Consider the following 10,305-nt stretch of genomic DNA (forward strand, 5'->3'; position numbering starts at 1 on the left):
AGTCCGTGCTCGAGCGGCTAAAGACGATGTCGAGATAAGCGCCGCGCGCTTCTTTGCAGCGCTTCGCGACCATCCAAGCAAACCAATCAGCAATCCAACGACCGCGGGGCCCACGCCCCGGGGAGGGAAGAGCCATGTCTGTTCGCATCATCACCGATTCCGGAAGCGACATCCTGCCCGGCGAGCACGAGGGCCTCGTGGTCCTGCCGCTCTCCATCATGTTCGGCATGGATACCTACGCAGACGGCGTGGATCTGAGCCACGAGCACTTCTACGAGCTGCTCGTCGAGGGCGACGACCTGCCGAAGACGGGCCAGGTCAACCCCTTCGTGTTCAGCCAGGCGTTCGACGAGGCGGCCGACGCGGGCGACGACGTCGTGTGCATCACACTCTCGTCCAAGCTCTCGGGCACCTGCCAGTCCGCGATGACCGCCGCCGCGGAGGCGAAGACCGTCGTGCGCGTGGTCGACAGCCTGAACGTCTGCGTGGGCGAGAGGATCCTCGTGGAGCACGCGCTGCGTCTGGCTGCCGAGGGGCGCACGGCGGTGGAGATCTCCGACGAGCTCACGGAGCTGCGCGACCGTGTGTGCGTGGTCGCGCTCCTGGACACCCTTGAGTACCTGCGCCGCGGCGGCAGGATTGGCGCCGCGGCAGCGGGCGTGGGCACGCTGCTGTCCATTAAGCCCGCGATCACCATCGAGGACGGCGAGGTGAAGATGCTCGGCAAGGCGCGCGGCTCGAAGAACGGCCGCAACCTGCTGAACGAGGAGGTCGAGCGCGCGGGCGGCATCGATTTCGGCATGCCCGTGGCGCTCGGCTATGCGGGGCTCTCGGACAAGCTGCTGCAAAAGTACATCGCGGACTCGAAGGCGCTGTGGAAGGAAGGCTTCCCCGGCGGCGACCTGCCCGTCCACAGCGTCGGCGCCACTATCGGCACCCACGTGGGCCCCGGCGCGATCGCGGTGGCATTCTTCCGGAAGTAGGGGAGTGCAGGCGTTTACCTGTGGTGATACGCTGGCTCGAAGAGGCGCGCGTAGGCCAGCAGCAGGACAGCGGCCGTCGCGGCGATGGGCGCGCCGGCGAGCGCGGGCGCGTTGTACGCGGCGCCCGTGCTCAGCACCGCCTGGCCAATCTGCGCGCCGATGGCGTTGCCGCCGTTGAACGCGACCTGCACGCACGCGCCGGCGATCATCTCGCCGCCGCCGGCGCCGACCTCGACCATCGCGAGCTGCTGTGGGCTCGACGGGAAAAAGAGCCCCACGCAGCAGAGGAACATCAGCGCCGCCGAGGTGATCATGCTCCCAGAGAACGCGAAGATGAGCAGCATGGCCGCGCAGGCGATGCCCTGGCCGATCGCCGCCGCGCGCCCCGGGGACAGAAGATCCCCACAGCGCCCGCCGAGCTGCGAGCCCACGATCATGCCGGACCCCGCGAGCACGAGCAGCGCGGGCAGCGCCGCCGCGGCCCAGCCGCCGAAGTTCTCGAGCCAGGGGGACACATAGCTCCACCAGCAGAAGATCCCCGTGTTGCCCAAAAGCACGGCGGCGAGCACGCTTGGCGAGGAAGCGGAACTGCCCGGCGAGCCCTGCGTCTGCGACGGCGCCGATGCGCGGGACGAGCTTGCCGATGAGCGCGAAAGACATCAACGCCCATACCGCGACGAAGACGAAAGCGGCGCGCCAGCTCACGAGCCCGGCGAGCAGCGTGCCGAAGGGGACGCCGAGCGTGTTCGCGAGCGTCTGGCCGAGGACCATGACGGCGACGGCCTGGTTCTCTCGGCCCTTCTCGGCCATGGCCTTGGCGGCGATGGTCGCGGTACCGAAGAACGCGCCGTGGGGCATGCCCGAGATGAAGCGCGCCACGGTGAGCGTGGCCGCGTCGGGCGCGAGCGCCGCCATCGCGTTGCCTGCGCAGCACAGCAGCATGAAGGCCATGAGCAGGCGCTTCGGCTCGATCCGGTGGCCGAACACGAGGATGAGCGTGCCGAAGCACACGCCGACGGCGTACGCGGATATGAACCCGCCCGCCTCCGGTACCGTCACCCCGACCCCGGCGGCGATGTTCGTGATGATCCCCATGACGAGAAACTCGGCAAACCCCAAGGCAAACGAGCCTGTTGCGAGCGCGATCAGCCCTTTTTTCATAGATGACTCCCCCTACGAGCGCAAACGAACCCGAGCGAGTATACGACCAACACTGGGTGACAGTCATTGCGTGCAGCTTTCTGGGACACCCATCACGCAATGACTGTCACCGGCTGATGGGTGGCAAATAATGCTGCACGCAATGACTGTCATCCAGTGATGGGCGGGTTGGGGCCGCGCGGCGATAAGTGCGCGGATCTGGGGCGGGTTCAACCTATACTTCGTTCATACGGATTCGGTACCGCGGCCATCGGAGCAGCCATGCCCTACATCGAGTTCAGCAACGTCGTGCGCAGCTATGGCGAGGGGACGGCGAAGATCAACGCCCTCGACGGTGCTTCTTTCCAGGTGGAGCGCGGCGAGCTCGCCGTGATCCTCGGCCAGTCAGGCGCGGGTAAGACCACGGCACTGAACATCCTCGGCGGCATGGACCGCGCGACGTCGGGCGGCGTGATCGTCGGCGACCGCGACATCAGCGACGCCACGGAGGACGAGCTCGTGGACTTCCGTCGCGCGGACGTGGGCTTCGTCTTCCAGTTCTACAACCTTGTCCCCAATCTGACCGCGCTCGAGAACGTCGAGCTCGCGGCCCAGATTTGCCCCGACTCGCTCGACGCGGAGGAGACCTTGGGCAAGGTCGGCCTGTCCGGGCGCCTCGACAACTTCCCGGCCCAGCTTTCCGGCGGCGAGCAGCAGCGCGTCTCCATCGCCCGCGCCTTGGCAAAGAACCCCAAGCTCCTGCTCTGCGACGAGCCTACGGGCGCGCTCGATTACCAGACGGGAAAGCAGATTCTTCAGCTTCTGCAGGACACCTGCCGCCGCGACGGCATCACCGTCGTCATCGTCACGCACAACGCGGCGCTGGCGGACATGGCCGACCGCCTCATCCGCTTCAAGAGCGGCCGAGTCACCCAGATGACCACGAACGCGAGCCCGCTGCCGATCTCGCGGATCGAGTGGTAGCCGATGACCGCCGTAGGAAAGAAGGGCGCGCGCGAGCTCCGAGCGAACGATCCCCGGGCGAGCGGTCCCCGCGCGCGCAAGCGCCGCGTGGGCAACGCCTTCGCGCTCGGGACCCTGCGCACGGTGCGCGGCACGCTCAAGCGCTTCATCGCGCTCGCTGTGATCTGCCTGCTGGGCGTGACGATGATCGTGGGCCTGCGCGCCGCCTGCCTCGACCTGCGGCAGTCCGCCGATGAGTTCTTCGACGCGCAGCATCTCTTTGACGTGCGCGTCCAGTCGACGCTCGGCCTCACAGACGACGACGTCGCCGCGCTCGCGGGCACCGAGGGCGTGGAGCGCGCCGAGGGCGGCTGGACCGAGACCGTCTACACGACCGTCGGCTCCGGCTCTTCAAAGGCCGAGGTCCGCGCGCTTTCCGACGACGGCCTGAACGAGCCGCGCGTGCTCGAGGGCGAGCTACCCACGAGCGCAGACGAGGTGGCCGTGACCAGGCGCTATGCCGCGGAGACGGGCGTGGGGGTGGGGGATGCCGTGACCTTCCGCAGCGCCGCGGACTCCGATTCTCAGAGCAGCAAGGAAGGCGACGACGCCCAGAAGGACGCGGCCGGATCCGACTCCAGCTCCGATGAGCTCTCCATTGACCTCGACGACGACTCCGCCGACGCCGAGTCGGAGCCCATCTTCGCGCGCAAGGAATACCGGATCAGCGCCATCGTGCTCGACCCGCAGGACATCAACGCGGGCGAGGGCACAATGTCGTTCCGCGCGAGCGGCGGCGCGCAGTACGCCTTCTTTGTCACGAAGGACAACGTGCAGGCCGACGTCTATACCGTGGCCTACCTCTCCGTCGAGGGCGCCGAGGTGCCGCTGTGCTACTCCGACGAGTACGAACGCCTGGTCAGCGATGTAAAGAAGCGCGTCGACGACGCTCGCGAGGAGCGCCAGCGCGCCCGCGGCGAGTCTGTCCGCGCCGACGCGAACGCGACCATCGACGACGCCGAGGACGAGGCGAACGCTAAGCTCGCCGATAGCCAGCGCGAGATCGACGATGCCCAGGCCGAGCTCGACGACGGCCGCGCCCAGCTCGAGGACGGCAAGGAGCAGCTCACGCTCCAGGAGGCTCTCGCCGTGCGCCAGATGGACGACGCGCAGGCGCAGATCAGCGCCGGCTTGGCTCAGCTCAACCAGAAGGCCGTCGAGATCGACGCCAACGAGCCGCAGGTCCAGGACGGTATCGCTCAGGTTGAGGACGGCATCAGGCAGATCGAGGACGGCATCCGGCAGCTCGACGAGGGCATCGCGACCGCCGGCTCCGACCAGACGCGCGCGGCCGCCGTCACGCAGGCCGAGCAGGCGGCCGCAGACGAAGTTGCAAAGAAGTTCGCCGAGGGCCGCTCCCAGGTCCCCGACTACGAGCACATCGACGACAACGTCACGGCGCTCGAGGCGGGCGTCGCACAGGCGACCGCTGCCCTCGAGCAGCTCAAGCAGATGGACCCGCCCGCACCGGAGGAGCAGCTCCAGCAGGCGGAGGCCCAGGTCGCGCAGCTCCAGGAGCAGCTGACCCAGCTCAAGGCTGCGAAGGAGCAGCTCTCGCCCGAGGCGGAGGAGACTGCGACCGCCCAGGCGAAGCAGCAGGCCGCCGACGCGGCGGACAAGGCCATCGACGACAAGGTCGCTGAGCTCTCCCAGACGAAGTCCGGGCTCGAGTCCCAGCTCGCCGACCTCACCGGCAAGCGCGACCAGCTCTTCTCGGCACGGGCGCAGCTCGAGGCCGGCCGCGCGCAGATCGCGTCCGCCCGCGCCCAGCTCGCCGATGCGCAGGCCACGCTCAACGCCAACCGCGCGAAGGCGCTCGCCCAGATCTCGGACGCCCGCGCGACCCTGCGCCAGAAGGAGGGCGAGCTCAACGACGGCGCCGCCCAGCTCGCCGACGCCCGCGCGACACTCGAGTCCAAGCGCTCCGAGGCCGCGCAAAAGATCGCCGACGCCCGTGCCAAGGTCGCCGACATCGACGATCCCACCTGGTACGTGCAGGACCGCGGCAGCCTCTCCAGCTACTCATCGGTCGAGTCCGACGCCTCGTGCATCGAGGTCCTGGGCACGGTGCTGCCCATCGTCTTCTTTGTGGTGGCGATCCTGATCTCGCTGACCACCATGACGCGCATGGTCGAGGAGGAACGCGGGCTCATCGGCCTGTACAAGGCGCTCGGCTACTCGCGCGGCCGCATCCTGTCCAAATACGTCGCCTACGCGGGCTCGGCGTGCCTGATCGGCGGGATCATCGGCGATTTCGTCGGGTTCATCGTGCTGCCGGCGATTATCTTCACGATCTTCTCGACGATGTACGCGCTGCCGGCGTTCACCTACCACCTCGATGCTGTCTACGCGGTCGCCGCAATCGTGCTCTTCATGCTCGGCATCGTCGGCGCCACGGCCACGACCTGCGTGAAGGAGCTCCGCGAGTCGCCCGCCTCGCTCATGCGCCCGAAGGCCCCGAAGGCCGGCAGCCGCATCCTGCTCGAGCGCATCCGCCCCGTCTGGAGTCGCCTGAGCTTTCTCAACAAGGTCACAGCGCGCAACATTTTCCGTTACAAGCGCCGCTTCCTCATGACGGTCTTCGGCATCGCGGGCTGCGTCGCGCTGCTCATCTGCGGCTTCGGCATCCGCGACACGGTCCTCTCGCTGCCTGAGCGCCAGTACGGCAAGGACGGCGGCGCCATCCGCTACGACCTTGTGGCCGCGAGCAGCACCTCCGACCTCGACGCCGTCGCGGACGACCTCGGTGTCCGCGAAGAGGTACGCGACCTGCAGCGCGTCCGCATCGACCAGCTCACCGTGAGCTACGGCGACGCCTCGGAGTCCGTGACGCTCTATGTGTTCCCCGACGGCGTGGACGCCTCCAGATACGTGGGGCTCGGCGACGCCTCGGGCGCCGAGGTCGCGCTCGACGACTCGGGCTGCGCCATCACAAAGAGCGCCGAGCAGGTGCTGGGCTTCGGCGCGGGCGACATCGTCCACGTGCAGGACCCGACCCTCGCCGAGTCGAACGTCGAGGTCAACGGCGTCGTCACCAACTACCTCGGCAACTCGATGTACATGAGCGAGTCGGCCTACGAGCGCTGCTTCGCAAAGAAGTGCGAGCAGAACGGGCTTCTTGCCGACCTGAACGGCGACTCCGCGGCGCAGATCGACTTTGCCGACGGGCTCACCGGCGACGAGCGGCTGCTGTCCGTCACGTCGACGGCCAAGCTCGTGCGCGACTTCTCGAGCGCCTTCACGCTCATAAACACCGTGGTCTATGTGGTCATCGTGCTCGCTGCGGCGCTGAGCTTCACCGTGGTCTTCACGCTGTCCAACACGAACATCTCCGAGCGCGAGCGCGAGCTCGCTACGATCAAGGTCCTCGGCTTCAAGCACGGCGAGGTCCACGTCTACATCAACAAAGAAACCATCATCCTCACCGGGATCGGCATCGTGGCCGGCCTGCCGCTGGGCTATGCGCTCACGCGCAGCCTCACGCTCGTGCTCAAGATGCCGTCGCTCTACTTCGACACTGTGGTCGCCTGGCCCACCTACCTCATCGCCGCGGCGCTCGCCTTCGCGTTCACCCTCATGGTCAACGCGATGACCAACCGCTCCCTCGACCGCGTCGACATGGTCGGCGCCCTCAAGTCCGCGGAGTAACGCAAAAAATAAGGAAAAAGAGGGGCAAGAAGCTGCGGATTCTTTCCCCTCTTGATTTTGTATACACGTATACTATGCACAAATTGAATCAGGTGCTGAGATCAAGGTGGACGGGGCCGACTCCCTCTCTGAGGAGGTTGGCTTATGAGCACTTCAGATCTTTTGAATCTGCTGTCACTCGTAATCGCGGCAATTGGACTCGGCTTCATGATCGGCCGACGAAAATAGCTGCCCCCGCATAAGCGGAAGCGGCCACTTCCATCCACTTACACAATTCAAAAAGTGGAGTCGGCCAAACCCGTGGCACCGGGTGCCGTCCGTCTTGATAATAGCACCTGATGATGCCGGATGGCCCGCACCAAGCAGGCGCTTTCCGGTGTTACTGTATACACAGAAAGGATGGACATGGCAGGTACGGTTGTGGTGTCCGCTCGCATCGACGAAGCGACCGCCGCCCGCGCAGCGGCGCGCATCAAGGCGGAAGGGCTCACGGTCGGCGAGGTGATCAAGCGCTTTTGGAGACAAATCGCCGCTGGCGGTGAGCTCCCAAAGGAAGAAACCGATGAATCGGTCGACATCCTAGGGGAGTTCCACAGGTTCCAAGAGAGCCTTCCCGAGGCCGATCCGTGGTTGCTTGACCTCAAGGATGAGCAGGTAAACGGAGTGGGCGTGAGCCACCATGCCTAGGCGTTCAAATTACCGCCTGCTCTTTGGCCTGGACATTCTCTTGGATTTGGTCTGCGAAGGCCGGCCGCAGCATGCGGAGGCAAACAAGGTGATCGAGCTATGCAACGGCGAGGGAGACATGGGCTTCGTCGCGGCGGCATCGCTAAAAGACGCATATCGCATTTTCTGTAAACAATATGGTGAGGAAAGCGCGAGGCGAGCAGTTGGATTCTTGATGAACCTCCTCATCATCGTCCCGTTGTCTGCCGAGGAATGCGATATTGCGCTTCGCTCAGATGAGCCCGACTTCGGGGATGGGCTTATCCGCGCCTGCGCCGAGCTGAACGATATCGACTTTATCCTCACTCGGAACGAGTCCGCGTTCGCGCACTCGAAGATTCGCTCCCTCGACTGCGCAGATTATCTCGAGATTGCTTGCAACGGGGACTGAGGCGCCCGACCAGCTATACTCAACAGTAGTGCTGTGACTGACGGGTATACGCGGGCAACCGCGGGGGAGCAGCGCGAACATACTCAGTGCCGACCGTCTGGGCAAGCCGTTCTCTGTGCAGGGGTGGGCTTGCCTTATTTTTTGGCGGCCGATCGCGCACGGGGAGGCGGCTCATCACCGAAAGGATGTGCCGATGCAGGACCTTTGCGAGCTTTTGGCCAGCAACCCGTACCCCGGGCGCGGGATTGTGGTGGGCAAGGACGTCGTCTACTACTGGATCATGGGCCGCAGCGTGAACTCGCGTAATCGCGTCTTCGTCCCCACCGACGACGGAATCCGCACGCAGGCGCACGACCCGGCGTTGCTCGAGGACCCGAGCCTGATCATTTATCGACCCGTGCGCACCATGGGCAAGAAGCTCGTCGTCACGAATGGCGACCAGACTGACACCATCGTCGACGCGGGGAGCTTCCGCGACGGTTGCATGGCCCGCGAGTTCGAGCCCGACGCGCCGAACTTCACCCCGCGCATCAGCGCCGTCGTCAACGAGGACGACTCGTTCGAGATCTCCATCCTCAAGCACCAGGCCAACGGCCGCTGCCTGCGCGAGTTCTTTGCGTACGAGGGCGCCGACGAGGGCGTGGGCTACTTCATCAGTACCTACCAGGGCGACGGCGACCCGCTGCCGACCTTCGCCGGCGAGCCCCTCGAAGTCGTGCTGCCCGCCGACCCCGCCGACGTCTGGCGCGCCCTCGACGCCGACAACAAGGTGAGCCTCTACGCCAAGCTCGGCGCCGACGTCCGCATCTTCAACAAGCATCTGGGCGATTAGCGAGGTTTTGTTCTGCGCTCGCGAGTGCGGGGAGACGCATCCGTGGGCGCAGTTCCGCATGAGCCGGACGCGACTTGATGTCGCGTCCGTGCGAAAAGGACTGTCTGAGCACCGCGGATGCGTCTCCCCGCACCCCCTAAAAGAGGAGATCCCTTGAACGAACTCGAGCTCAAGTACGGCTGCAACCCCAACCAGAAGCCCTCCCGCATCTACATGAAGGACGGCTCCGACCTGCCCGTGACCGTGCTGTGCGGCAAGCCCGGCTACATCAACTTCCTCGACGCCCTCAACTCTTGGCAGCTCGTGCGCGAGCTCAAGGAGGCCACGGGCCTGCCCGCCGCAGCGAGCTTCAAGCACGTGAGCCCCGCCGGGGCCGCCGTGGGCCTACCGCTCTCCGAGGTGGACAAGCAGATCTACTTCGTCGACGACGAGGGCGAGCTTTCCCCGATCGCCTGCGCCTATATCCGTGCCCGCGGCGCCGACCGCATGAGCTCCTACGGCGACTGGGCCGCGCTCTCCGACGTCTGCGACGAGCGCACCGCGCGCTATATCAAGCACGAGGTCTCCGACGGCATCATCGCCCCCGGCTATACCCCCGAGGCGCTCGAGATCCTCTCGGCAAAGAAGGGCGGCAAGTACAACGTCGTCCAGATCGACCCTGGCTACGTCTGCCCGGCGACCGAGACCAAGGACGTCTTTGGCATCACCTTCGAGCAGGGGCACAACTTCTTTAAGATCGACGACGAGCTGCTCAGCGACGTCGTGACGGTAAATAAAGACATCCCTGATGCCGCCCGCCGCGACATGATCGTCTCGCTGATCACGCTCAAGTACACGCAGTCGAACTCCGTCTGCTACGTCAAGGACGGCCAGGCCATCGGCGTGGGCGCCGGCCAACAGAGCCGCGTCCACTGCACGCGCCTCGCGGGCAACAAGGCCGACACCTGGTATCTGCGCCAGCACCCGAAGGTGCTCGGCCTCAAGTTCGTCGACGGTATCCGCCGCGCCAACCGCGACAACGCCATCGATGTCTACATCTCCGACGAGCACGACGATGTGCTGGCCGAGGGTGAGTGGCAGAAGTGGTTCGCCCAAAAGCCCGAGGTCCTCACCCGCGAGGAGAAGGCCGCTTGGATCGCCACGCAGACCGGCGTGACGCTCGGCTCGGACGCCTTCTTCCCCTTCGGCGACAACGTCGAGCGCGCCCACAAGTCCGGCGTGACCTACATCGCCGAGCCCGGCGGCTCCATCCGCGACGACAACGTGATCGAGACCGCGGACAAGTACGGCATGGCCATGGCCTTCACCCACATGAGGCTGTTCCACCACTAGCGCGCGATAGCCTGAGGGCGCGACAACTAGTAGGGGCGGGCACGAATCATCCGAAATCGACTCGGATGATTCGCGCCCGCCCCTTAGCTTCCGCCCCCCATTCCGTACCTGAGAAAGCCGTTAAGTATTGACGAATGTGGACGGTGAAATTTAACGCATCGATTTGCTTAACGGGTCAAGCGCGCTTAACGCGCGTCGGTGCGTCTCTTCTTGCTGTGCGCCTAAGCGGC

8 protein-coding genes, 1 pseudogene and 1 riboswitch are annotated in these 10,305 nt (G+C 65.6%); of the genes and pseudogenes, 7 read left to right on the forward strand and 2 right to left on the reverse strand.

Translation table 11 applies throughout. The annotated features are described in order from the left end of the window. Nucleotides 1-134 precede the first annotated feature (134 nt). Entirely contained in the window at nt 135-983 is an 849-nt protein-coding gene (locus ACT84W_RS01340) for a DegV family protein (protein WP_417575733.1), read from the forward strand. 14 nt (nt 984-997) lie between these two features. Here the strand turns inward: ACT84W_RS01340 and ACT84W_RS01345 are convergent, their stop codons facing one another. Beyond that, the gene (locus ACT84W_RS01345) at nt 998-1,498 is read right to left on the reverse strand and encodes a hypothetical protein (protein WP_444327952.1); all 501 of its coding nucleotides are present in this window, start codon (nt 1,496-1,498) and stop codon (nt 998-1,000) included. Nucleotides 1,499-1,667: 169 nt separating this feature from the next. Continuing rightward, a pseudogene (locus tag ACT84W_RS01350) lies at nt 1,668-2,144 on the reverse strand (MFS transporter); the annotation flags it as partial. A gap of 261 nt (nt 2,145-2,405) precedes the next feature. Here ACT84W_RS01350 and ACT84W_RS01355 point away from each other — a divergent pair. The 6 genes from ACT84W_RS01355 to ACT84W_RS01380 all read left to right on the forward strand — a co-directional run bounded on the left by ACT84W_RS01355 (nt 2,406) and on the right by ACT84W_RS01380 (nt 10,075). Further along, nucleotides 2,406-3,107 (forward strand): ABC transporter ATP-binding protein, encoded by a 702-nt coding sequence (locus ACT84W_RS01355; protein ID WP_417575731.1) that lies wholly within the window; start codon nt 2,406-2,408, stop codon nt 3,105-3,107. 3 nt (nt 3,108-3,110) lie between these two features. After that, on the forward strand, nt 3,111-6,794 hold the full coding sequence (locus tag ACT84W_RS01360) for an FtsX-like permease family protein (RefSeq protein WP_444327953.1): 3,684 nt from the start codon (nt 3,111-3,113) through the stop codon (nt 6,792-6,794). A 405-nt stretch (nt 6,795-7,199) separates the two neighbouring features. Next, nucleotides 7,200-7,481 carry a type II toxin-antitoxin system RelB/DinJ family antitoxin gene (locus tag ACT84W_RS01365; protein WP_417575729.1) on the forward strand — a complete coding sequence of 94 codons (282 nt, stop codon included), beginning with the start codon at nt 7,200-7,202 and terminating at the stop codon, nt 7,479-7,481. Next, complete coding sequence (locus ACT84W_RS01370) at nt 7,474-7,911, forward strand: type II toxin-antitoxin system VapC family toxin (protein ID WP_417575728.1); 438 nt, start codon at nt 7,474-7,476, stop codon at nt 7,909-7,911. The genes ACT84W_RS01365 and ACT84W_RS01370 overlap by 8 nt, the downstream gene beginning before the upstream one ends. 23 nt (nt 7,912-7,934) lie before the next feature. Continuing rightward, a riboswitch (ZMP/ZTP riboswitch) is annotated at nt 7,935-8,021 on the forward strand. A gap of 83 nt (nt 8,022-8,104) precedes the next feature. After that, complete coding sequence (locus ACT84W_RS01375) at nt 8,105-8,743, forward strand: IMP cyclohydrolase (protein ID WP_417575727.1); 639 nt, start codon at nt 8,105-8,107, stop codon at nt 8,741-8,743. 153 nt (nt 8,744-8,896) lie between these two features. Next, nucleotides 8,897-10,075 carry a phosphoribosylaminoimidazolecarboxamide formyltransferase gene (locus ACT84W_RS01380; RefSeq protein ID WP_417575726.1) on the forward strand — a complete coding sequence of 393 codons (1,179 nt, stop codon included), beginning with the start codon at nt 8,897-8,899 and terminating at the stop codon, nt 10,073-10,075. Nucleotides 10,076-10,305 lie beyond the last annotated feature (230 nt).

The sequence above is a fragment of the Paratractidigestivibacter sp. genome (genome assembly GCF_052362415.1).
Classification (GTDB): domain Bacteria; phylum Actinomycetota; class Coriobacteriia; order Coriobacteriales; family Atopobiaceae; genus Paratractidigestivibacter.